Origin of the sequence: Pseudomonas sp. B21-041 (assembly GCF_024748675.1) — a bacterium.
Classification (GTDB): Bacteria; Pseudomonadota; Gammaproteobacteria; order Pseudomonadales; family Pseudomonadaceae; genus Aquipseudomonas; species Aquipseudomonas neuropathica.
In genome coordinates, this window is the sequence record NZ_CP087175.1 from 1,453,630 (window position 1) to 1,477,603 (window position 23,974).

Annotated in this window: 20 protein-coding genes; 9 read left to right on the plus strand and 11 right to left on the minus strand. The window is 59.2% G+C overall.

Annotated elements, in window-relative coordinates; translation table 11 throughout:
* Positions 1-37: 37 nt before the first annotated feature.
* The 5 genes from LOY43_RS06445 to LOY43_RS06465 form a co-directional block, all read right to left on the minus strand.
* Positions 38-739, minus strand: a complete 702-nt coding sequence (locus tag LOY43_RS06445; protein ID WP_008082262.1) for an ABC transporter ATP-binding protein — start codon at positions 737-739, stop codon at positions 38-40.
* A complete protein-coding gene (gene livG / locus LOY43_RS06450; RefSeq protein WP_041478028.1) occupies positions 740-1,507 on the minus strand; it encodes a high-affinity branched-chain amino acid ABC transporter ATP-binding protein LivG in 768 nt (255 codons plus the stop codon).
* On the minus strand, positions 1,504-2,760 hold the full coding sequence (locus LOY43_RS06455) for a high-affinity branched-chain amino acid ABC transporter permease LivM (protein ID WP_093438700.1): 1,257 nt from the start codon (positions 2,758-2,760) through the stop codon (positions 1,504-1,506). The genes livG and LOY43_RS06455 overlap by 4 nt, the downstream gene beginning before the upstream one ends.
* The gene (gene livH, locus LOY43_RS06460; protein WP_007918526.1) at positions 2,757-3,680 is read right to left on the minus strand and encodes a high-affinity branched-chain amino acid ABC transporter permease LivH; all 924 of its coding nucleotides are present in this window, start codon (positions 3,678-3,680) and stop codon (positions 2,757-2,759) included. Before livH ends, LOY43_RS06455 begins: the two co-directional genes overlap by 4 nt.
* A 231-nt stretch (positions 3,681-3,911) precedes the next feature.
* Positions 3,912-5,039, minus strand: a complete 1,128-nt coding sequence (locus tag LOY43_RS06465) for a branched-chain amino acid ABC transporter substrate-binding protein (protein ID WP_016986598.1) — start codon at positions 5,037-5,039, stop codon at positions 3,912-3,914.
* Between the two features lie 352 nt (positions 5,040-5,391).
* Here LOY43_RS06465 and LOY43_RS06470 point away from each other — a divergent pair, with 352 nt between their 5' ends.
* Positions 5,392-5,712 (plus strand): DUF2288 domain-containing protein, encoded by a 321-nt coding sequence (locus LOY43_RS06470; protein ID WP_095125615.1) that lies wholly within the window; start codon positions 5,392-5,394, stop codon positions 5,710-5,712.
* 290 nt (positions 5,713-6,002) lie between these two features.
* Here LOY43_RS06470 and LOY43_RS06475 read toward each other — a convergent pair whose 3' ends face one another.
* The gene (locus LOY43_RS06475) at positions 6,003-8,201 is read right to left on the minus strand and encodes a hypothetical protein (protein WP_095049146.1); all 2,199 of its coding nucleotides are present in this window, start codon (positions 8,199-8,201) and stop codon (positions 6,003-6,005) included.
* Between the two features lie 194 nt (positions 8,202-8,395).
* Here LOY43_RS06475 and LOY43_RS06480 point away from each other — a divergent pair, with 194 nt between their 5' ends.
* Positions 8,396-9,292 carry an NAD(P)-dependent oxidoreductase gene (locus tag LOY43_RS06480; RefSeq protein ID WP_258709364.1) on the plus strand — a complete coding sequence of 299 codons (897 nt, stop codon included), beginning with the start codon at positions 8,396-8,398 and terminating at the stop codon, positions 9,290-9,292.
* Here LOY43_RS06480 and LOY43_RS06485 read toward each other — a convergent pair.
* Together LOY43_RS06485 and LOY43_RS06490 are read right to left on the minus strand one after the other, a co-directional pair.
* Complete coding sequence (locus LOY43_RS06485) at positions 9,183-11,465, minus strand: bifunctional diguanylate cyclase/phosphodiesterase (RefSeq protein ID WP_258709365.1); 2,283 nt, start codon at positions 11,463-11,465, stop codon at positions 9,183-9,185. The genes LOY43_RS06480 and LOY43_RS06485 overlap by 110 nt on opposite strands.
* A gap of 149 nt (positions 11,466-11,614) precedes the next feature.
* Entirely contained in the window at positions 11,615-11,983 is a 369-nt protein-coding gene (locus tag LOY43_RS06490; RefSeq protein WP_034155003.1) for a YkgJ family cysteine cluster protein, read from the minus strand.
* Between the two features lie 301 nt (positions 11,984-12,284).
* Here LOY43_RS06490 and LOY43_RS06495 point away from each other — a divergent pair, with 301 nt between their 5' ends.
* Positions 12,285-13,634 carry an MFS transporter gene (locus LOY43_RS06495; protein ID WP_258709366.1) on the plus strand — a complete coding sequence of 450 codons (1,350 nt, stop codon included), beginning with the start codon at positions 12,285-12,287 and terminating at the stop codon, positions 13,632-13,634.
* A gap of 162 nt (positions 13,635-13,796) precedes the next feature.
* On the opposite strand, the gene rapA is transcribed toward LOY43_RS06495, so the two are convergent.
* Positions 13,797-16,643: an RNA polymerase-associated protein RapA gene (gene rapA / locus LOY43_RS06500; protein WP_095125612.1), complete on the minus strand. Its 2,847-nt coding sequence runs from the start codon at positions 16,641-16,643 to the stop codon at positions 13,797-13,799.
* Between the two features lie 252 nt (positions 16,644-16,895).
* Between rapA and LOY43_RS06505 the strand changes: the two genes are divergently transcribed.
* From LOY43_RS06505 to ccoM, 3 genes are all read left to right on the plus strand, one after another.
* Positions 16,896-17,237 carry a hypothetical protein gene (locus tag LOY43_RS06505; protein WP_003222394.1) on the plus strand — a complete coding sequence of 114 codons (342 nt, stop codon included), beginning with the start codon at positions 16,896-16,898 and terminating at the stop codon, positions 17,235-17,237.
* Between the two features lie 116 nt (positions 17,238-17,353).
* The gene (locus LOY43_RS06510; RefSeq protein ID WP_007918490.1) at positions 17,354-17,515 is read left to right on the plus strand and encodes a hypothetical protein; all 162 of its coding nucleotides are present in this window, start codon (positions 17,354-17,356) and stop codon (positions 17,513-17,515) included.
* Positions 17,516-17,660: 145 nt separating this feature from the next.
* A complete protein-coding gene (ccoM, locus tag LOY43_RS28710; RefSeq protein ID WP_003222396.1) occupies positions 17,661-17,774 on the plus strand; it encodes a cytochrome c oxidase subunit CcoM in 114 nt (37 codons plus the stop codon).
* 985 nt (positions 17,775-18,759) lie between these two features.
* Here the strand turns inward: ccoM and LOY43_RS06515 are convergent.
* A complete protein-coding gene (locus LOY43_RS06515; protein WP_007917114.1) occupies positions 18,760-20,235 on the minus strand; it encodes an inorganic phosphate transporter in 1,476 nt (491 codons plus the stop codon).
* Between the two features lie 374 nt (positions 20,236-20,609).
* On the minus strand, positions 20,610-20,810 hold the full coding sequence (locus LOY43_RS06520) for a hypothetical protein (protein ID WP_008080067.1): 201 nt from the start codon (positions 20,808-20,810) through the stop codon (positions 20,610-20,612).
* 204 nt (positions 20,811-21,014) lie between these two features.
* Here LOY43_RS06520 and LOY43_RS06525 point away from each other — a divergent pair, with 204 nt between their 5' ends.
* From LOY43_RS06525 to LOY43_RS06535, 3 genes are all read left to right on the plus strand, one after another.
* The gene (locus LOY43_RS06525) at positions 21,015-21,176 is read left to right on the plus strand and encodes a hypothetical protein (protein ID WP_156685510.1); all 162 of its coding nucleotides are present in this window, start codon (positions 21,015-21,017) and stop codon (positions 21,174-21,176) included.
* Between the two features lie 283 nt (positions 21,177-21,459).
* Positions 21,460-22,302 (plus strand): pca regulon transcriptional regulator PcaR, encoded by an 843-nt coding sequence (pcaR, locus tag LOY43_RS06530; protein WP_007917109.1) that lies wholly within the window; start codon positions 21,460-21,462, stop codon positions 22,300-22,302.
* Positions 22,303-22,596: 294 nt separating this feature from the next.
* A complete protein-coding gene (locus LOY43_RS06535; protein ID WP_093438668.1) occupies positions 22,597-23,943 on the plus strand; it encodes an MFS transporter in 1,347 nt (448 codons plus the stop codon).
* The last annotated feature ends 31 nt before the right edge of the window (positions 23,944-23,974 follow it).

The following is a 23,974-nucleotide window of genomic DNA, read 5'->3' on the forward strand; positions in this document are numbered from 1 at the left end:
ACGGCCCGAAGGCCGTTTTTTTGTTGGGCGAAACACATCAACCGCCGAGGTACGCCTCGCGTACTTTCGGGTCGGTCAGCAGCGCTTCACCGGTGCCTTGCATGACCACACGGCCGTTCTCCAGAACGTAGGCGCGGTCAGCGATTTTCAGCGCCTGGTTGGCGTTCTGCTCGACCAGGAACACCGTCACACCATCCTTGCGCAGCATTTCGATGATGTCGAAAATCTGCTGGATGATGATCGGTGCCAGGCCCAGCGACGGCTCGTCAAGCAGCAGCAGTTTTGGCTTGCTCATCAGCGCACGGCCGATGGCGAGCATTTGCTGTTCGCCGCCGGACATGGTGCCGCCGCGCTGGTTGAAGCGTTCTTTCAGGCGCGGGAACAGGCCGAGGACCTTGTCCATTTGTTCCTGATAGTCGCCCTTGTCGGTGAAGAAGCCGCCCATGGAGAGGTTTTCTTCAACGGTCAGACGGGCGAATACCCGACGACCTTCCGGCACCACCGCGATGCTCTTGCGCATGATCTGCGACGAGTCCTGGCCGACCAGTTCCTCACCCATGTAGCGGATGCTGCCGCTATGCGCTTGCGGCGAACCGCAGAGCGTCATCAGCAGCGTGGACTTGCCGGCACCGTTGGCGCCGATCAGGGTCACGATCTCGCCCTGACGGACTTCGACGTTGACGCTGTGCAGGGCCTGGATCTTGCCGTAGAAGGTGGAAACGTTTTCGAACTGCAGCATTTACGCTTCCCCCAGGTAGGCTTTGATCACTTCAGGATTGTCGCGGATCTGTTCCGGTGTGCCGTCGGCCAGAGGCGTGCCTTGGTTGATCACGACGATGTGGTCGGAAATGCTCATGACCAGTTTCATGTCGTGTTCGATCAACAGCACGGTGACGTTGTGCTCTTCACGCAGCACGCCGATCAGCGCCTTGAGGTCTTCGGTTTCCTTCGGGTTCAGACCGGCCGCCGGTTCGTCGAGCATGAGGATCCGTGGACGGGTCATCATGCAGCGAGCGATTTCCAGACGCCGTTGCTGACCGTAGGCCAGGGTGCCGGCGGTACGGTTGGCGAACTCTTTGAGGTTGACCTTTTCCAGCCAGTACTCGGCAAATTCCATGGCCTCGCGCTCGCTTTTGCGAAACGCCGGGGTCTTGAACAGACCGGCCAGGAAGTTGGTGTTCAGGTGACGGTGCTGGGCGATCAACAAGTTTTCGACCGCCGTCATGTCCTTGAACAAACGCACGTTCTGGAAGGTGCGCACCACGCCTTTGAGGGCGATCTTGTGGCCCGGCAGGCCTTGGATCGGCTCGCCGTCCAGCAGGATGCTGCCGCCGGTGGGCTGATAGAAACCGGTCAGGCAGTTGAACACAGTGGTCTTGCCCGCGCCGTTCGGCCCGATCAATGCAACCACTTGTTTTTCTTTGACGGTCAGGGCCACACCGTTGACCGCCAGCAAGCCGCCGAAGCGCATGCTCAGGTTTTCGACTTTAAGGATCTCGCGGCTCATTTTCGCAACTCCATGTGTGGGCGTTGCATCGGCAGCAGACCTTGTGGACGCCAGATCATCATCAACACCATCAGGGCACCGAACATCAACATGCGGTACTCACTGAACTCACGCATCATTTCCGGCAACAGGATCATCACCACGGCCGCGAGAATCACGCCCAGTTGCGAGCCCATGCCACCCAGCACGACGATGGCGAGGATGATCGCCGACTCGATGAAGGTGAACGACTCCGGCGTCACCAGACCCTGACGTGCAGCGAAGAAGCTACCGGCGAAACCGGCGAACGCAGCGCCGAGGGTGAAGGCGGACAGCTTGATGATCGTCGGATTCAGCCCCAGCGCACGGCAGGCGATTTCGTCTTCACGCAGCGCTTCCCAGGCACGGCCGATCGGCATGCGCAGCAGGCGGTTGATGACGAACAGTGCGGCCAGTGCCAGCAACAGGGCAACGAGGTACAGGAAGATCACCTTGTTGATCGAGTTGTATTGCAGACCGAAATACTCGTGGAAGGTTTGCATGCCTTCCGCGGCCTTACGTTCGAAGGTCAGGCCGAAGAACGTCGGTTTCTCGATGTTGCTGATGCCGTTCGGGCCACCGGTGATGTCGGTCAGGTTACGCAGGAACAGACGGATGATCTCGCCGAAGCCGAGGGTTACGATCGCTAGATAGTCACCGCGCAAACGCAGCACCGGGAAGCCCAGCAGGAAACCGAACGTCGCCGCCATCAGGCCGGCAATCGGCAGGCAGATCCAGAAGCTCAGGCCGTAGTAGTGCGACAGCAGCGCGTAGCTGTAGGCGCCGACGGCGTAGAAGCCGACGTAACCGAGGTCAAGCAGACCGGCCAGACCGACGACGATGTTCAGGCCGAGGCCGAGCATCACGTAGATCAGGATCAGCGTCGCGATGTCCACCGCGCCACGCGAGCCGAAGAACGGCCACACCAGCGCCACCAGGATCAGCGCAATGATGAAATAGCGCTGGGTGGTCGGCAGGGTCAGGAAGTTGCTGGCCTTGGCCGGAATCAGCGGCAAGCCCGGCGAGGATCGCCAGGCCTTGCTGATCTGCTGATTGAACAGCACGCGCAGGAACATCAGTACCGAGCAGATGGCGATGGTCGCCAGCACGGCCGGGCTGGTGTTGTGCACTTCCAGGTTGATGCCGACGATGGTCAGTTTCAGACCGAGTACCGGGTAGGCCACGGCCCACACCAGCAAAGCGCTGAACAGCGCCTGTTTAAGATTCCTAGTCATACTTTCTCAACCTCCGGACGGCCCAGAATGCCGGTCGGACGGAACAACAGCACCAGAACCAACAAGCCGAAAGCCACGACGTCCTTGTACTGGTCGCCGAAGATATCGGCACCAAAGGCTTCCGCCACCCCAAGCACCAGCCCGCCGAGCATGGCGCCGGGGATGCTGCCGATACCGCCCAGTACCGCTGCGGTGAAGGCTTTGAGGCCGACGAGGAAACCGGCGTTCGGGTTGATTACGCCGTACTGCATGCTCAGCAGCACAGCCGCAACGGCCGCCAGCGCGGCACCGATGACGAAGGTCAGGGCAATGATGTTGTTGGTGTTGATGCCGAGCAGGTTGGCCATCTTGATGTCTTCGGCGCAGGCGCGGCAGGCGCGACCCAGGCGAGAGCGGGAGATGAACAGGGTCAGGCCGAGCATGGCGATCAGGGTCACCACGAACACCACGATCTGCATGTAGGAAATCAGCACTTCTTGTGCGCCACCTGGGCCGAAGGCAATGTTGCCCGGAATCAGGTTGGGGATAGCTTTGTCCTTGGAGTCTTGCGCCAGCAGAACGGTGTTCTGCAGGAAGATCGACATACCGATTGCGGAAATCAGCGGGATCAGACGGTTGCTGCCGCGCAACGGGCGGTAGGCAATGCGTTCGATGCTGTAACCGTAGGAACTGGTGACGACGATGCTGGCGATAAACGCTGCGGTCATCAACAGCGGGACACTGTCGAGTCCCATCATGGTCAGCCCGGCGATGGCGATGAACGCCACGTAGGAACCGATCATGTACACCTCGCCGTGGGCGAAGTTGATCATTCCAATGATGCCGTAGACCATCGTGTAGCCGATGGCGATCAGGGCATACATGCTGCCAACGTTCAGGCCGTTAACCAGCTGTTGGAAGAAGTGATAGATGTCAGGCATTACAGCGCTCCTAAAAACCTGATACGCATTTCACTGGTGGAGTCATTTTCCCGCCCGGCCCCGTGGATCTTTATCCACTTCGAATCCGGGTTTTGCCAGCGAACCGCTGATGACGGTTTTGAGATTTTCAGGTGGGGAGACTGGCGGATCACGCCAGCGCGGCCCAATACATTCGTAAAACAAAGCCCACGGCACGCCGTGGGCTTTATTGGCAGTCAGTCAGGCAGCGCCTTACTGAGGTGACACTTCGGTTTTCGGCTTGCCGTTGTGCCACTCGTAGACTACGAATTTGAAGTCTTTCAAGTCGCCCTTGGCGTCGAAGCTCAGGTCGCCAGTAGGCGTCTTGAAGGTACCGGCATGAATGGCTTCAGCCACTTTGGTCGCGTCTTCGGACTTGGCTGCCTTGATGCCTTCGGCAATCACTTCAACCGCCGAGTAGGAAGGGAACACGAACGGGCCGCTCGGATCTTCTTTCTTCGCCTTGAAAGCATCAGCCAGGGCAATGTTGGCTGGATCCTGGTCGAAGGATTTCGGCAGGGTCACCAGCAGGCCTTCGGCCGCGTCTTTGGCGATCTGGGTGATCGAGTCGTTACCCACGCCTTCCGGACCCATGAACTTGGCTTTCAGGCCTTTTTCCTGGGCTTGACGCAGGATCAGACCCAGCTCCGGGTGGTAGCCGCCGTAGTAAACGAAGTCGACGTTGGCTTGTTTGAGTTTGGCGATGATCGCCGAGAAGTCTTTGTCGCCGGCGTTGACGCCTTCGAACACGGCAACCTTGGTGCCTTTCTTCTCGAGGGTCGATTTCACAGCGGTGGCGATGCCTTCACCGTACTGCTGTTTGTCGTGCAGCACGCCAACGATTTTCGGTTTGACGTGATCGGCAATGTAGTTACCGGCGGCAGGGCCCTGGGCGCTGTCCAGACCGATGGTGCGGAAGATCATTTTGTAACCACGGGCGGTGATGTCCGGGCTGGTGGCAGCCGGGGTGATCATGATCACGCCTTCGTCTTCGTAGATGTCCGAAGCCGGTTGAGTGGAGCTGGAGCACAGGTGACCAACCACGAACTTGACGCCGTCGTTGACGACCTTGTTCGCGACCGCTACCGCTTGTTTCGGATCGCAGGCATCGTCGTATTCAACGGCTTCGAGCTTCTTGCCGTCGACACCGCCCTTGGCGTTGATTTGCTCGATGGCCATTTTCGCGCCACTGAACTGCATGTCGCCGTACTGGGCTACAGGACCGGTTTTAGGACCGGCGATACCGATTTTGATGGTGTCAGCTGCGAACGAATGGCTGGCAACCCCGGCCAGAACCATAGCGGCAAACAGTTTGGAAATCTGCTTAGTAGCCTTAGTCATAGTGCTCCACTCTTACTGTTGTAATTTTTTTGAGTTCTGGCGCCGTAGCAGCAGAACCGGGTCAGATATCTTTGCGATACCCTCCGGAAATGCCCCCGGCAACTGTACCGGTACAGTGTAGAGCGCCGGTTGTCAGCCTGGGAAGCGGGCGCCGAGGGGCAAAACTTCGGGGTGTCGCATTTTTGAATGAAAAAGACAGAATTGCGGCGGGGCGTTCGTGGGCATATATCCCAATCAGCAGCATTCCCTGGCGTTCCTGCTCTTTTCGTTCGGTGCAGCCATTTGCAACCGGGTTTTGCTGGCGGACCACCGACGTTATTATTCGCGTCGATTTCTTTTCCGGACAGCACCCATGAACCAAGAACCTAGCACCCTCTATGCCAAGCTGCTTGGTGAAACCGCATCTATTACCTGGAAAGAGTTGGAGCCGTTCTTCGCCAAGGGTGCCCTATTGTGGGTCGACCCTGCGCTGGATTTGATCGCCGCTGCCGAGGCCGTGGCGTCGGATGATGGCGAGAAAGTGGCTGCCTGGCTGGCCGAAGACAGACTCGCCAAGCTGTCTGAAACGCGGGCGCTGGATCTTTTCGAGCGCGATCCGTCGTTGTGGGCGGTGGTGGTTTCGCCGTGGATTATGATCCAGGAAAGGGCAGTCGCTGCTGACGTCGCACCGTGATAGTGCGACCAGCCATCAGCGAAAAGTGTGTAGCGGAGTAGCGTGATGGCACGTTGCCGTAGAGAAACACCACAAGCGCAGGCGGGCTCACGGTGACGTAAACGTAACGGGAACAGTTTAGTAAGCAGCCTAACGGCTGCTTAATTGTTTCTGGATATTGGAAAGGCCGAAATCTTCAGTGAATTTGAAGGCCTCTTCGCGAGCAGGCTCGCTCCCACATTTGGAATGTATTCCCCTGTGGGAGCGAGCCTGCTCGCGAATGGGGCGACTCGTTCTCAGATCAGATCAGATCAGACCGAGAACGACTTGCCGGTATGGTTATTGAGGGAAATAACCTTGGTCTTGCCAATCCGGTGACGGTAAATCTCGCGCAGGTACTTGATCGACTTCTTCACGCAATCACGCGACAAACGAATGTCGTTGATCGAGACAAACTTCTCTTTGTCGTTGATCAACTCGCGGTACTTCTTCTCGTACATCGGTTTTATTGCATACCAGTTAGTGTCGAGGATCTTCGCCGGGTTCTCGAATTCGTTGAGCAGGTCGTCGATGCGGTCTTCGTCGAACTCTTCGTTGATGATGAAATCGAGGATCGAGTTGTCCAGGGTCTCGTCGAAACGGTACGGGTTCTTCGCGAAGCAGCGCTTGATAAACGCCACGATCAAGGTCAGGAAGTCATCCGACAGGCACGGGCTCTTCGCGATCAGGGTGGTCAGCGAGAGGTTGGCCGAGGCGCCGATCACCAGCGCGTAACGCTTGAGCGTGGTGTTGGGGAACAGGCTGTTGAGGTGAGTCTTCAACCGGTTCAGGTCCATGTACGACAGCTTGTAGTCTTTCGGCAACGAGACAATCGAGACCACCGACGAGCAGTTCTTGAAGAAGTGCAGGTCGTGCAGCGCGGCAGCGTCGTAGCCGGAATTCTTGTACTGCTCCAGCGAAGCGCGATAACGCTTGGACTCAATCGGCAACAGACTGATGCCTTCAATCGCCTGGGTGACTTTGTTGAAGTGCGGCAGGTCGATCGAGCGGAAGAACAGGTCGTCGATGTTCAGGCGCTGCGGCTCTTTGTCGAACACCTTGAACTTGTCGCTGCTCGGTGGCGGGGTTTCCGGCACCACCGATTCGGCGTAGGCAATTGCCACCGGGCCGGCCAGACTCATGAACAGGTCGTTGGCGTCGAGGCGAATGGTTTCGCCGATGTCGATGCCGGCGCGGCGGAAGTAGTTCTGGTCGTAGTCGGTGGTGACGGCCTGCGCTGTCAGAATGTTGAAGATCTGCTGCGAGATGTATTGATTGGCGTGCTTCTCCATCGCATTGACATCAATGTTCTGGATGTTGCCGTCATCGCTTTCTTCGGCGTAACGCATGATGTCGTTGGAGATCAGCATCATCGCGTTCCAAGGGCGGATACGGCCCATGACGCTGGCTTCGCTGCTGTCTTCATTGGCGAAGTTGTAGGAGAAATCCCACTCTTCCGAAAGATATTTGCACAGCAGGCGACCGGCGTTGATGTGCAGCGCCTCGGACATTTCGCTGCGGTGATCGGAGATGTTCGGCAGCACGCAGATGCCGCTGGTGAAGATCGGTTCGAACACGAACGAATGCCCGCTCTTGCCGTCATGCTCATCCATCGGCTTGGTGTCGAACGTCTTGTTCATGTACGAGTGCTGTTGGGCCAGACCGAACTCCGAAGCCATGCCGGAACCGGTACCGCCGCCGGCACTGAAGATCGAGAAATACAGGCGCGACTGGTTGGCCTTGATGCCGCAGCTGTCGATCAGGTACGAATGGATCATTTTCCAGTCAGGGCTAGAGAAGCGCTGGGTGTCCTTGTTGAGGATGATCTTCGCCAGGTACTGGCCGAGGATCGGCGCGTTACCGGCGCCACCGGCGTGGACTTCGGACAAGTCCATGATCTTCATTTTGCTGTAGTCGCGCAGGAAGCCGCTTTTCTCGCCCTTGCGCGAGAAACGGATGCGCCCGGCGATGTCCTTGTCGAGGTCGCCGAGCATCACCAGCGGTTCGACCAGGAACACCGGTTTGGTCGATTTGTTCGGGCCGATCCGCAGGTTGTTCTTGATCCACTGGGCCGGGCTGTAGCCCTTGTCGGCCAGACGCCGATCTGCCGCGCGGTCTTCGTTGTTGAATTCGTTGAGGTAAAACTTGCGCGCGTTGTACACCAGCTCCGCGACATCGAGCGCGATGTTGGAGCCGCAGCGACCGAGGCCGATCAGGCACACAGACGGGAATTCCTGGTCGTTGTGCTGTTCGTTATCGCCTTCCAGGTGCGGCGGGCGCGGGAACACCAGATCACGCAAACCGTCGAGGTTGTCGAGGATGCGGTCGGTATTGGTTTCGGTGAAGTACAGGTATTGCTGAGTCGACAGCGGGCGCGACGGCAGCAATGGCTTCGACGGTGACGGGCTGTTGGCGGCGGGGCTCAAAGTCAGATCGGATACCGCAGTGGCGGGATTGTTTTTAGAAGTCATTGTGCGCCATATACCTGGACTGGGTTGGCTCGTGGGCTTTTGCCTGCGAACCTCACGGAATAAGATCTCGCGTCTTTGTGCGCGAATTGAGCCCGAGCATCAGGTTTTTGGCCTGACTGTCGCTGGGGGGAATCCTTTCCTGATCGTTGATGAATCGGCCATTATTCGGCGATCTTTAATCGAAAAGAGGCAAAATGATGTCAACGCTACCTTCGTTGGGGTTCGCCGGAATCGGTCTGATGGGCCTGCCCATGTGCCGGCGTTTGTTGGAGGCGGGTTATCCGCTGACCGTGTGGAACCGCAACCCGGCCAAGTGCGCGCCATTGGTCGAGGCCGGCGCGCGACAGGTAGCGAGCCCCGCTGAACTGTGCGAACACGCTGACGTGGTGATGCTGTGTCTGGCCGATACGGCGGTGGTTCGCGAGGTGGTGTTTGGCCCTGTTGGTGTTGCCGAAGGCGCGAAGAGAGGCCAGTTGCTGGTGGATTTTTCCAGTCTTGAGCCAACCGCCACGCGCGAGATGGCCACAGAACTGGCGGAGAAAACCGGCATGGCCTGGTTGGACTCACCGGTGTCCGGTGGCGTGGTGGGTGCCGAGGCGGGCAGTCTGGCAATCATGGTCGGTGGTGACGCTGCGGATCTTGAGCGGGTGCGCCCGGTGTTGCTCAATCTCGGTCAGCGCGTCACGCACATGGGCGGCATCGGTGCGGGGCAGGTGACCAAGGCCTGCAATCAGATGATCGTCGCCTGCAACGCGCTGGTGATTGCCGAGGTGGTGGCGCTCGCCGAGCAAGCGGGGGTCGATGCGAGCCTGATCGCCGAAGCGCTGGCCGGTGGTTTTGCCGACTCCAAACCGTTGCAGATCCTCGCCCCGCAAATGGCTGACAGCCGTTTCGAACCGATCAAATGGCACGTGCGCACATTGCTCAAGGATCTCGACACCGCCGTCAAATTCTCCCGCGAACAGGGTTCGGCGACGCCGATCAGCGGATTGGCCGCACAACTGATGCGTCTGCATGGGGCGCAAGGCTATTTGGCGCAGGATCCAGCGACACTGGTGCAAATGTACCGCGCGCCAGAATCAGCGGATTGACCGTGTGTGAATGCTTGCGCTGATTGATTTCTTCCAGCACCGGGCGCAACTCGTCCAGCGGCACGGGGCGACTGAGCAGGTAACCCTGGATGAAATCGCAGCCCGAGCGTTCAAGGAATTCGTACTGCTCCAGACTTTCCACGCCTTCGGTCACCACCTGTAAATGCAGGGTGTGCGCCATAACGATGATCGCCTGGACGATCTCCATGTCGGCGGTCGCCGTGGGAATGTCGAGGATAAACGAGCGGTCGATTTTCAGGGTGTTGAGCGGCAGGCGTTTGAGGTAGGCCAGCGAGGAATAACCGGTGCCGAAGTCGTCGATCGACAACGACACACCGAGCGCACGAATCTGACGCAGCAGCACCAGGGTGTTGGCAATGTTGCCCATCAACGCGTTTTCGGTGACTTCCAGTTCCAGCCGTCCCGGCGCCACCCCGGCGGTGCGTAATGCGCTTTCGATTTCCGTGGCCAGTTCTTCCCGGGTGAGGTTGAGCGGAGAGCAGTTCCAGGCAATTTTCAGTTCTTCGCAGCCATGCCGCGAGAGTTCGCCCAGATCCTTGCAGGCCCGGCGCAGCACCCAATTATCCAGTTCGGCAATCAGGCCATTATTTTCGGCGATAGAGATAAAGCGATCCGGGGTCAGCAACCCGTGCAGTGGATGCTGCCAGCGGATCAGTGCTTCAAGCTTGGTGACGCGGCCGGTCTTCAGTTCGAAGATTGGTTGGTAATACAGCGTCAGGCCGTTTTCTTCGCGCAAAGCGTGGCGCAATTCTTCTTCCAGTTGCAGCTCGAAGCTGGCGCGGGTCTTGAGGTTGGAACTGAAAAAATGCAGGCCGTTGCGCCCCGCGCCTTTGGATTGATACAGCGCCAGATCCGCGTGTTTGAGCAATTCTTCGCAGGTGCTGCCATCCTCCGGAAACAGACTGATGCCGATGCTGGTGGTCATCACCATGCGGCGTCCGGCCAGTTCGATCGGCTCCTTCATCTTGAGCATGATGCGCTGGGCCATGTTGCGGGCTTCTTCGCGGTCACGCAGATTGATGAGGATGCAGAACTCGTCGCCGCCGAAACGCGCGACCACGTCTTCATGGCTGCGCACCGAGCCTTTGATGTGCTGGGCGATGACTTTGAGCAGTTCGTCACCGGCGTCATGGCCGAGGCTGTCGTTGATCCGCTTGAAGTGGTCGATGTCGAGAAACATCACCGCGAGCATGCCGCCCTCGGTGGCTTTCTGGCAGAGTTTCTCGGCGAAGATCTGGTTGAACCCGCGGCGGTTGATCAGGTTGGTCAGGGCGTCGTAGTTGGCCGCTTGTTGCAGCGACATGCGCGCCTGATCGAGCTGGCTGAGCAGGGCGTTGACGCGGCGCAGGTCCTCTTCTTTGTTCTGCAGTTTCTTGTCGGCCAGCGCCGCACTGATCGCACTGCCAAGGATCAGCAGGATGATCAGCGCCACGGTCAGGCCCAGTTGCAGATGCCCGTTATCGCCGCCGCTCGCTGTCAGGCCTCCCTCGGGAAGAACCAGATCCAGCGCAGCCATGCCGGTGAAATGCATGCTGATGATGCCAGCGCCGAGAATCAGCGCAGCGCCGTACTTGAGCAACTGATGCGCCACGCCGCTGCCTTCGCTCAGATAGCGGGCCACACACAGCGCGGCGAAACTGGCGCCGATGGCGATCGCCACAGACAGTGCGAACAGTCCTGGCTGATAGTAGGCGGTGGCGCTCGACTTCATCGCCGCCATGCCAACGTAATGCATGCCGGCGATGCCCAGGCCGATGACAAACGCGGTTTTCAAGCAATGCAACGCACTCGGCTGCGCTTCGCTCAAAGTTTGCATGGCCAGCCAAGAGGCGAGCAGGGCGATCAGCAACGAGAAAAGGGTGATACCAAGGTCGTACTGAATGTCGATCGGTGTCTGGAAAGCCAGCATGCCGATAAAATGCATGGCCCAGATGCCGCCGGCCAGGCAGGTCGCGCCGATCCAGCGCCAGATCCGCCGCGATCCCGGATCTTCGGCATTTACAACGCGCTCAGCCATATCCAGGGTGGCGAAACTGGCTGCGCAGGCGACCAGATACGCAACCATCACCAGGAGAGGGTTGTGACTGCAATCGAGGATGACCTGCCCGCTCTCCGGCAGCTCGGCAACAAACTGCAAACCAAGCCACTCCATAGCATGCCCCGTCTCTGAAGTCGTCCCGAGTGCGCGTTGAACGCAGTTGAATGTCAGGAGTATAGAGGCCGATTTCGGCGTGCAAGCGGTAGTGGCACATTGGCGCTAATGATTTTGGCATTAGCGTCATAGCGATTGGCGCTAAAAGCTTAAGCGATCTGTTCGAAAGGGATTTGCGCCCAATCGGGTTGCAGGGGCGGCAAGCCGAAACGCGCGCGGGCCTTATCGCAATCGACATTCTGCTCGCCGTTTTCCCACGACGACTCGAATTCGCGGCAGGGGCTGGAACGCAGTTCATAAATCGAACACTTCACCTCGCTGCCGACTTCGCCGACCAACGCCGTGCAGCGCGGCGATTTGCAGTCGGTGCCGTTCATCGCCACCCGGCTGGGGCTGATCTGTGTGACCAGTTCATCAGGCACCGTGCCGCCGGAAGATGCGCACTCACCCCAAAAGAAAGACACGCGAAAATGGGAACAGCAGGCACCGCAATTCAGACACGGACTGACTTCAGACATGGGCGAGGGTATCAAAGGGATTGATCGGGAGATCCGGACGGATCCGGCGGCCATTCTAGGCTTTGCCGCAGACTTGGGAAGGGGGGCAGGAAACTATTTTTTTGTGGCAAGGTTTTGCCGCAAAAGCCCCGGTTTTCGGGGGATTTCAGGCTTATCAAGGGCTTACGTTTCGTTACAGTGCCATGGGTCGATATCAGGCAGACGAATGATCACAGACAGCCTTTGCGCGGCTGACTAGATTGCAGGTTCCGGGCTCGGATGCGGTGGCAGTGAAGCCCTATAACAATAAAGAGACGGACCCATGCAGAACTCGACCCAAGCGGCGAATGCCTGGCGCATTCTGTTCCTGCTGTTCCTCGCCAACCTGTTCAACTTTTTCGACCGCACCATTCCGGCGATCATCATCGAGCCGATCCGCATGGAATGGCACCTCAGTGACTTTCAACTGGGCATCGTCGGTACCGCATTCACCATTGTGTACGCGATTGCCGGACTGCCGCTGGGGCGGATGGCCGATACCGGTTCGCGCAGCAAGCTGATGGGCTGGGGCCTGGCGACGTGGAGTGCGCTGACGGCAGTCAATGGCCTGGTCGGCAGTTTCTGGAGCTTCCTGATCGTGCGCATGGGCATCGGCATCGGTGAAGCCAGTTATGCGCCGGCGGCCAACTCGCTGATCGGTGATTTGTTTCCTGCCCATCGTCGGGCGCGGGCGATGGGCATATTCATGCTCGGTTTGCCGTTAGGGCTGTTGTTGGCGTTTTTCACCATCGGGGCGATGGTCAAGGCGTTCGACAGCTGGCGTGCGCCGTTCTTTATTGCCGCAGTACCAGGGCTGATCCTAGCGATTTTCATGTTCTTCATTAAAGAGCCGAAGCGCGGGGCGGCGGAAACCGTGCAGGTTTCGCAAGAAAAGGTCGACAAGCCGATCCGGCGGATTCTGGCGGTGCCGACTTTTCTCTGGCTGGTGATGGCCGGGTTGTGCTTCAACTTTGCGACGTATGCCTGTAACTCGTTTTTGGTGCCGATGCTGCAACGCTATTTCCTCATGCCGTTGCAGGAAGCGGCGGTGGCCACCGGAGTTATCGTTGGCGTGACCGGGCTGGTCGGCTTGACCCTGGGCGGCTGGATTGCCGACAAAATTCACCAGCGTGTGGCCAACGGGAGACTGTTGTTTGCCGCGTTCAGCCTGATCATTTCAACGCTGTGCACGGCGTGGGCGCTGCACGCCGGGCGTATCGAGATCGGTGTATTCGTGGCGGTGTTCAGCGTCGGCTGGCTGTTCGCCTACAACTTCTACACCTGCGTTTATACGGCGATTCAGGACGTGGTCGAACCGCGCCTGCGAGCGACGGCGATGGCGTTGTTCTTTGCCGGGTTGTATCTGCTGGGCGGTGGTCTGGGGCCGGTGGTGGTGGGGGGCTTGTCGGATCATTTTGCGCACACGGCGATGCTGGCGGCGGGGGCGGAGCAGATGACCGAAGCGTTCAAGGCAGTCGGGCTGCATGATGCGATGTACCTGATTCCGGTGGCGCTGTTTTTGACCATGGTCTTTCTGTTTCTGGCGGCGCGGTGTTTTGTCCGCGATGCGCAGCGGATGAAGGCGGGGTTGGTGGCGGTGGTTGAGCCAGAAGTGGCTGCGGCGACTGCATAGCCGCTATCGCGAGCAGGCTCACTCCTACAGGGGGACGCATTCCAACTGTAGGAGTGAGCCTGCTCGCGATAGGGCCCTTAGTATCGGCAAGTAAATAACAGGCAAACAAAAAGGCCCGCATCGCTGCGGGCCTTTCTGTTTTCAGCGGTGGAGCGGGGCGGTTTAGCCCGCCACCAACACCCGAATCGCTTCCAGGCGCAACGCCGCTTTATCCAGCATCGCCAGACCCTGCTCACGCTGCTGGCGCAGCGCATCCAGTTCGCTGTCACGCACAGTCGGGTTGACCGCTTGCAACGCGGTCAGGCGCGCCAGTTCTTCGTCGGTGTCGGCTGCCAGACGGCGGCGGGCCTCGGCCACGCGCTCGGCGTGACGCGGGGCGATCTTGTCTTCACCGGCGTTGATCCGTGGCGTCAACTGATCGCGCTGGGCCTGGATGAACTTGTTGGCGCTGGCACGCGGCACGCTTTCCAGCTGATCGTTCAGCGTTTCAAACGATACCCGTGGCGACAGGTCGTTGCCGTTGGCGTCGAGCAGGCAGCGCAGGGCGGCCGGCGGCAGGTAACGGCCCAGTTGCAGCGAACGCGGCGCGACCACTTCGCTGACATACAGCAATTCCAGCAACACGGTGCCCGGCTTCAGGGCTTTGTTCTTGATCAGTGCGACAGCGGTGTTGCCCATCGAACCGGACAGCACCAGGTCCATGCCGCCCTGCACCATCGGGTGTTCCCAGGTGATGAACTGCATGTCTTCGCGCGACAGCGCCTGGTTGCGGTCGTAGGTGATGGTCACGCCTTCGTCGTCGCCCAGCGGGAAACTGGCGTCGAGCATTTTTTCGCTCGGCTTGAGGATCAGGGCGTTTTCCGAATGGTCTTCGCTGTCGATGCCGAACGCGTCGAACAGGGTTTCCATGTAGATCGGCAGGGCAAACTGATCGTCTTGCTCAAGGATGGCCTCGACCAGCGCTTCACCTTCGCCAGCGCCGCCGGAGTTCAGCTCCAGCAGACGGTCGCGACCGGTGTGCAGCTCGGCTTCCAGACGCTCACGCTCGGTGCGTGCTTCGTCGATCAGCGCTTGCCACTCGCTGTCGTCGGCTTCTTCGAGCAGCGGCAGCAGGCGCGGGCCGAACTGGTGCTGCAAGGCGTTGCCAGTCGGGCAGGTGTTGAGGAACGCGTTGAGCGCTTCGTGGTACCACTGGAACAGGCGCTCTTGCGGGCTGGTTTCCAGGTACGGTACGTGCAGTTCGATGATGTGTTTCTGGCCGATCCGGTCGAGACGACCGATACGCTGCTCGAGCAGGTCCGGGTGCGACGGCAGATCGAACAGCACCAGGTGGTGCGCGAACTGGAAGTTGCGACCTTCACTGCCGATTTCCGAGCAGATCAGCACTTGCGCGCCAAACTCTTCGTCGGCGAAGTAGGCGGCGGCGCGGTCACGCTCAAGGATGTTCATGCCTTCGTGGAACACCGTGGCCGGGATGCCGGAACGCACGCGCAGGGCGTCTTCCAGGTCCATCGCGGTTTCGGCGTGGGCGCAGATCACCAGCACCTTGGTGCGCTTGAGCATTTTCAGCTGATCGATCAGCCACTCGACACGCGGGTCGAATTTCCACCAGCGCTCTTCTTCGCTGGCGTCCGGCTGGGCCTGGAAGCTGACCTCCGGGTACAGCTCGGCGTGTTCGCCCAGCGGCAGTTCGAGGTATTCGTCCGGGCATGGCAGCGGGTACGGGTGCAGTTTGCGCTCCGGGAAACCCTGCACGGCGGCGCGGGTATTACGGAACAGCACGCGGCCGGTGCCGTGACGATCGAGCAGTTCACGCACGAGGCGCGCGCTGGCTTCGGTGTCGCCATCGTTGACAGCGGTCAGCAAGGCTTCGCCTTCGTTGCCGAGGAAACCCTGAATGGTTTTGTGCGCTTTGGCCGAGAGACGGCCCTTGTCGAGCAGTTCCTGAACGGCTTCGGCCACCGGGCGATAGTTCTCGCTCTCGGCGCGGAAGGCAGCCAGGTCATGGAAACGGTTCGGGTCGAGCAGGCGCAGACGGGCGAAGTGGCTGTCCTGGCCGAGTTGTTCCGGGGTGGCGGTGAGCAGCAGCACGCCCGGAATGACTTCGGCGAGTTGCTCGACCAGCGAATATTCCGCGCTGGCTTTCTCTTCGTGCCAGACCAGGTGGTGGGCTTCGTCGACCACCAGCAAATCCCAACCGGCAGCAAACAGTGCGTCTTGCGCCTTTTCGTCGTCGACCAGCCATTCCAGCGCGACCAGCGCCAGTTGGGTGTCTTCGAACGGGTTGGTGGCATCGCTTTCGATGAAACGTTCTTCGTCGAACAGCGCAACTTGCAGGTTGAAGCGGCGGCGCATTTCGACCAGCCACTGGTGCTGGAGGTTTTCCGGGACGAGGATCAGCACGCGGTTGGCGCGGCCCGAGAGCAGTTGGCGATGGATCACCAGACCGGCTTCGATGGTTTTACCCAGACCCACTTCGTCCGCCAGCAGAACGCGCGGCGCGATGCGGTCGGCGACTTCGCGAGCAATGTGCAATTGGTGCGCGATTGGCTGAGCGCGTACGCCACCCAGGCCCCAGAGCGACGATTGCAATTGGCGGCTGGTGTGTTCGAGGGTGTTGTAACGCAGCGAGAACCACGCCAGCGGGTCGATCTGCCCGGCGAACAGACGGTCGCTGGCCAGACGGAACTGAATGAAGTTCGACAGCTGGGTTTCCGGCAGGGTGACGGCTTCGTTCTGCCCGTTGAGACCGTGATAGACCATCAGCCCGTCGACGTCGTCGACTTGCTGCACGGTCATCTTCCAGCCTTCGAAGTGGGTGATGCTGTCGCCCGGCGAGAATCGCACGCGGGTCAGGGGCGCATTCCGTAGCGCGTACTGGCGGGTTTCGCCAGTGGCCGGGTAAAGCACGGTCAACAAGCGGCCGTCCTGTGCCAGAACGGTGCCTAAACCAAGCTCTGCTTCGCTGTCACTGATCCAGCGTTGCCCCGGTTGATACTGCTGCGCCATGCTGCCTGACTCCCACCTTGAAAAAGCGGGCTATCTTAACGGAATGCAGGCTTCAGGGCCAAAGATTACTGGCGTAGGAGCTGCCGTAGGCTGCGATCTTTTGATCTTTGAGAACCCTTGAGGTTTGAGCTGTCTGATGAAGATCGCAGCCTTCGGCAGCTCCTACACGTGCCAAGTGCGTCACAGATTTTCGACCAGTGGCTCAAGGCGCCTTTGCCGCAGCCGATAGCCTGCTGACAGGAGACCCCATATATGTTGCCACCGATGCTCCCCCTGAGCGCTGTGCCGATCACTTCCCAGCAGGATCCGATCCGCCAGCGGCCGGACATTCCTCCGGTGGTGCCGGTGCAGGAAAGCTCCAACGAAAGCACGATCGATCTGCAAAAGCGCGACCCGGAAGAGGATCGACTGCTGGCGCGTGAAGAGCAGCGCCGTCAGCAAGAACGTGATCGCCGTCGTCGCGAAGCCGACGAAGACCCGGAAGAACACCTGGCGGTGCCCGGTACCGAACTGAATGCCGACAACACCGTGCCGGTGGTGCCGCTGATGGAAGATCAGCCGCGTCAGGGCTTGTGGGTCGATATCGAGATTTGAGTCGCTGTACCGCGTGGGGCGCGCCGGCTGGTCAGCGCGCGTCTGAGGCTGCATTATTGGCGCAGTCCTGCCGGTGATGTGGCAGTTGTGATTCTTTCAAGTGATGTACTGACGCCATGAGCCAAGACGACAAATTGATTGACCTCAGCACTGAGCGCGCCAAGCGTGTGCATGACATTAAAGAGAAGCGCCTGAACGAGGTGCGCCAAGCGTTCGAACAGGCTATGCCGCTGGGAAAAGCCAAGAAAAAGTCGAAAAACAAGCCGAAAAAGCGTTGATCTCCCCCTGCATCCGTTGATGCAGGTCAGTTATTTTCCCTCCTTTATCCCCCTTCGTTGCTGGTATTGATCCCGGTCAATTTGTGCGCCTGTGTGTTTGGTAACTTAGTCCCATCGCAGCAGAGCAGGGGCCAGGAGGCCAGTCATGTTTTTCGATAACGTGGTGTTTGCCGGGGTCCTGACTGTAGGGCTGATGGTTCTGTTTTTTGCAGGGTTTGGATTTTTTATCTGGAAGGATGCGAATAAGCGCAAGAAGTGATTCTTCTGGATTGATGAGCACGCAAGGCATTTTGGGGCGACTTCGGTTGCCCCTTTTTTTTGTGTCTTGGCGGCCTTTGGGCCGACCATGCTCCTGGGGTTCTGGGTGAATATCCGTTTTTGCGGGTGTTGCTGATTACGGTTCCGCCCTTACGGCGGGTCACCTTTTTCAAACGCCAAAAAGGTAACCCAAAAGGCTTGCTCCTGCGTTCGGCCCTCGCAGGCTCGGGTTCCTTCGCTCCGGGATCGATCCGGGCGCAGCGGCTCCGGTTTGCTTCGCTGCACCTCCTTCCGCTGTGTTTGGCTTCGCCAAACGGTCGCTGCGCTCCCACGCCCGGATCAATCCCTCCACTCAGCCTTCCGACGTCGCCTTACAGATCAAGATCAAGAGCAGGCGAGCTGACACTCGGCCTATTGAGTGGTGAAAAGCGGGTGTTCGGCTTTGGGTTTGTGGTGCTCTTGCCACTCACCCCAGCCCTCTCCCGAGGGAGAGAGAGCCGATGGTGGGCCTGTGAAAATTTGCGTTCAACTCGGACTTTCACGTCGGCGTAACTCTACCAAACACCTCGATCAGTCCCCTCTCCCTCCGGGAGAGGGCTAGGGTGAGGGGCTTTTGATCTGGCTTTTGATCTGGCTTTTTGCCCCATCGGCAGGCCGAGCGAAGGTGTTCATCCGGGGGTAGGCGCGTAGCGCCGTGCGGCGTAGCCGCATACATCGAGAGGAGGTGCAGCGAAGCAAACCGTAGGCGATGCCCCCGGATGGACACCGTAGCGAGGGAACACTGAGCTTCAGCGAAGTGCCGTACGCCAGGGGCAAAGCCTTTTGGTTCCTTTTTGGCGTTTGAAAAAGGGACTCGCTGTAAGAGCGAAACCGCCAGCGGCAGCACCCGCAGCAACGGATATGCCCCCAATCCCAATCCCAAAACCCCAAACACAAAAAAAGGCGCGATCCTCTCGAATCGCGCCTTTCTCAAGTACCGCTATCTATCAACTACCCAGCGCCTTCGACGCCAGCCAGAACAACCCGGCCGACAGCGCCACAGTCGCCGGCAGGGTCAACACCCACGCCAACAGAATGGTACGCACCGTGCCACCCTGCAGGCCGCTCTTGTTAGCAACCATGGTGCCCGCCACGCCCGAAGACAGCACGTGAGTGGTCGACACCGGCAGGCTGAAGATATTGGCCATACCGATCAAACTGGCAGTAGTGATCTGCGCCGACATGCCCTGGGAATAGGTCATGCCCTGCTTGCCGATCTTCTCACCGATGGTCAGTACCACGCGTTTCCAGCCAACCATGGTGCCCAGGCCCAGGGCCAGTGCAACCGCCAGAATCACCCAGAACGGGGCGTATTCGGTGGTGGTGGTCAGGTCTTTGCGCAGCTTGTCGAGGTCAGCCTTTTCACGGGCTTCCAGGCCAGGCAGCTTGCCAACCTTCTTCGCGGTGTCGTCCAGGCAGAGCAGGTAACGGCGCACTTCAATGCGGCTTTCCGACGATAGCGAGTGATAGTCCGCTACGCCTTTAAGCGTGTGCAGCAGGGCGCTGATGGTCGGTTCGGTCTGCTGCGGGTTGCAGCGGAATTTCTCCGGCAGGTCGCCTTCCACGCTTTTGCCCAAGGCCAGGAATTCACCCAGCGAATCGGCGTTGCGCTGGTAGAACTGGCTCAGGTGCAGGGTCGCATCGCGAGTGCGTTCGATCTGGTACGTGGTGCTGTTCAGATCAAGGACGAACTGCGCCGGGACGATACCGATCAACACCAACATGATCAGGCCGATGCCTTTCTGGCCATCGTTGGAACCGTGCACGAAGCTCACGGCCATGGCCGAGATCACCAGAACGAGACGGTTCCAGAACGGTGGGTGCTTCTTGTCGTCGATCTTACGGCGTTGTTCCGGTGTCTTGTGCATCTTCGACAGCGGACGCCACCACTTCAGGCCGATCAGGATCAGCGCGGCGATCAGGAAGCCGGCCATTGGCGAGAACACCAGCGAGGCACCGATGTCGATCGCTTTCTGCCAGTTCACGCCGTCGGCCAACGGAATGTCGTTGATCAGGGCGTTGGCGAGGCCGACACCGAGGATCGAGCCGATCAGGGTGTGCGAGCTGGAAGCCGGGATACCGAAGTACCAGGTGCCCAGGTTCCAGGCGATTGCCGCGGCGAGCAACGAGAACACCATCGCCAGGCCATGGCCGGTGTTCACATTGATCAGCAGCTCAACCGGCAGCAAATGGACAATGGCATACGCCACGCCAACGCCGCCCAGCAGCACGCCGAGGAAATTGAACACACCGGAGAAGAACACCGCCAGGTGGGGCGGCATGGCTTTGGTGTAGATAACAGTGGCTACCGCGTTAGCGGTGTCATGAAATCCATTGATGAACTCGAAGGCGAGGACAAACGTCAGGGCGAGCAAGAGGCTCACAAGCACCCAAGCATCCAGTCCGCTGAATAAATCGATCATGAAGGTTTTCTGACCCGGTCGTAAGGGGGCGCGATTATGCCAGAAAAGACTGGAAATCGATCCCCTCCCTGCTCATCGGTTACACACTTCTTCGATTTAATTTGTTGCAACGCATGAAAACCAAGCGTGCTGCAGGGTTTTTCAAGTGTTTGATTTGTTTAATAAAAAGCTTGTTTTGCAAGCGAATTTACCGATGCGCAGACGTCTCAAACGCTTGTCTGAAATATCTGTGAAACCTGTAGGACGCCCGTTCTCAGTCAGTCAGACTGGATGATGGCCGCTGCCCGCGGGTAGCGGGCGCGCAAGGCATCGTCGTTCCACCGCGCTTGTAACCGGTGTGGACGCAAACCTTCAAAAGATCCGAAAACCGTGGCTCAAGGCTCTTCGGCTTTGAGTTCCTTTTCGATTTTTTCGATTTCCTGCTTGAAGACCTGATCCTGAACGGTAGGGCGTTTACGCCATGCTTTGCGTTCCGGTTCGGGCTGAGCGGCGTAGGTGGTGACTTCCCCGCCGTAAACTTCCTTGTAACGTTGTTCCTGGCGCTCAAGTTCCGCGCGCAGTTCGTCTTTCGTCACAGTGCTACCTGTATGAGTTGAGTTAAGTGTCTGGTGAAACGCACTGCAACGAATCGATTGAACGGAGCCACCGCGAGTTCAACGCCCGGACAGGCATTGGTGTGAACGGTGGGGCGATCAAGACTTCCGTGTTACAGGCGGCTACGGCACCAGATAAAAACTGACGCAGCATCAGTTTCCTGTTTCAGCGAGCGCAGGCGTTGCATGAGTAATGCGCGTCAGGCGCTGGCCGGGCTGTTGGCGATGGGCATCGCCGCAGCGGGTGACGACCTCGCGATTGAAAACGAGGTGCCACTGAGCTGCATTATAGCGGTCGATTCAGGAATGACTATCTTTGCCAAGTTAAAAACGGTTCCGGATGTGTGATTGTTTTGTGACTCGCAACTTTTGTTACTAGTTGAAGTGCGTGTTGGCGCTTATTGCGTGGGTGATCTGTTTTTGGCGCCATTTAGTCGGACAACTAAGGCTGTGATTCTGATAATCGCAAAGTTTGGCTTGCCCCATAAATGGCTAGAGGCTAGCCCATCAGCTGATTGCGATTATCGGTCGACGGTTCGATAATCGCCCAATCTTGCAGCCCGACGCTTGTGCATTTGTCGGCGAGCCGCTTGTATAGCCCATTGATCCGTGCCGGATAAAAGGACAAGAAATGAACGATCAAATGCGCAACTCCTTCACCTCCGTGGCGCCGCCGATCGTCGCCTCGCCGGCCAAACGCATCCAGGCGCTGACCGGTGATCCGGACTTCATGACTTCGCTGGCTCGTGGTCTGGCGGTGGTGCAGGCGTTTCAGGAGCGCAAGCGCCATCTGACTATCGCCCAGATCAGCCACCGCACCGAGATTCCCCGCGCCGCCGTGCGCCGTTGCCTGCATACGCTGATCAAACTCGGCTACGCCACCACGGACGGTCGCACCTATTCCTTGCTGCCCAAAGTGCTGACCCTCGGCCACGCCTATCTGTCGTCGACGCCGTTGGCAGTGTCCGCTCAGCCGTACCTCGACCGCATGAGCGAACAACTGCACGAAGCCTGCAACATGGCCACGCTGGAGGGCGACGACATTCTCTACATCGCCCGCTCGGCGACCACTCAGCGGCTGATTTCGGTGGACCTGTCGGTGGGCGGTCGCCTGCCCGCGTATTGCACGTCGATGGGGCGGATTCTGCTCGCAGCACTTGATGACACCTCGCTGCGTGAATACCTCGATCACGCCGAATTGGTCGCCAAGACCAGCCGCACGATTCACACGCCCGATGCTTTGCTCGAATGCCTGCAGGAAGTGCGGCAGCAAGGCTGGTGCATCGTCGATCAGGAACTGGAACAAGGTCTGCGTTCGATTGCCGTGCCGGTCTACGACGCTTCCGGCCAGGTGGTGGCAGCGCTCAACGTCAGCACCCACGCCGGTCGCGTCAGTCGTACCGAGCTGGAGCAGCGCTTCCTGCCGGGACTGCTCAGTGCCAGTCGTGACCTCAGTGCGCAGCTGTTCGCCTGATGAAGCTGTTCGATAAACGCACAGTGTTGCGTTTATCGAATTGACGCTAAAACCCTCGGATCATTAATGTCGCGGCAGCGTCATCCGGCGCTGATGTGAATGAACCCGCCGGACTGCCGACTCCCATAATAATGACAAGAGGCAACTCACCATGCGCATGCTCTCCGACTGTCTCCGCCCCATCCGCTGTTGCCGGGTTCACCGCAACGCCTGATCCAGACCTTCTATTCTTGTGACCGTGCCGCTCTCTGGCCGGCCGCCGTTCGACTGCGTTTTTTGCGTGGAATAAAAATAATGAACCAGCCTCAGTCCGCTGTGGGTAACTGCCTCGACGTGCAGACCTTCATCAATGCCCAACCGATCTCGCGCTATCAGTGGCGCGTAGTGATCCTGTGTTTCCTGATTGTCTTTCTCGATGGCCTCGACACCGCCGCGATGGGATTTATTGCCCCGGCGCTGTCGCAGGATTGGGGCATCGACCGGGCCAGCCTTGGCCCGGTGATGAGTGCCGCGCTGATTGGCATGGTCTTCGGCGCACTGGGTTCCGGGCCTTTGGCTGACCGCTTCGGGCGCAAAGTGGTACTCGTTGGCGCGGTGGTTCTGTTCGGTGCCTTCAGCCTGGCGTCGGCGTACAGCAGCAACGTTGAACAGCTGCTGGTGCTGCGCTTCCTCACTGGCCTTGGCTTGGGCGCGGGGATGCCGAATGCCACAACTCTGCTCTCGGAATACACCCCGGAGCGCAAGAAATCGCTGCTGGTGACCAGCATGTTCTGCGGTTTCAACCTGGGCATGGCCGGTGGCGGGTTCATTTCCGCCAAGCTGATTCCGGCGTTCGGCTGGCACAGCCTGCTGCTGATCGGCGGGATCCTGCCGCTGATCCTCGCCGTGGTGCTGCTGTTCTGGCTGCCGGAATCGGCGCGTTATCTGGTGGTGCGCAATCGTGGCACGGACAAAGTGCGCAAGACCCTGGCGCCGATCGACCCGGTCACCGTCGCTCAGGCCTCGAGCTTCAGCGTACCGGAACAGAAAACCGTCAAGGCGCGCAACGTGTTCGCGGTGATCTTCTCCGGCACTTACAGCACTGGCACCTTGCTGCTGTGGCTAACCTACTTCATGGGGCTGGTGATTGTTTATCTGCTGACCAGTTGGTTGCCGACACTGATGCGTGACAGCGGCGCGAGCATGGAGCAAGCCGCATTTATTGGCGCGTTGTTCCAGTTCGGCGGGGTGTTGAGCGCGGTCGCTGTGGGATGGGCGATGGACCGCTTCAATCCGCACAAGGTCATCGGCATTTTCTACCTGCTGGCCGGGGTGTTTGCCTACGCGGTCGGACAGAGCCTGGGCAACATTACGTTGCTGGCGACTTTGGTGCTGGTGGCGGGGATGTGCGTCAACGGCGCGCAATCGGCGATGCCGTCACTGGCGGCGCGGTTTTATCCCACCCAAGGGCGGGCGACCGGGGTCTCATGGATGCTGGGGATTGGCCGCTTTGGCGCGATTCTCGGGGCATGGATGGGCGCGACGTTGTTGGGCCTGGGCTGGAATTTCGAGCAGGTGTTGACGGCGTTGGTGATTCCGGCGGCATTGGCGACTACTGCGGTGGTGATCAAAGGCATGGTCAGTCATGCGGATGCGACCTGAGTATCAGCGCATGATCGTTCCCACGCTCTGC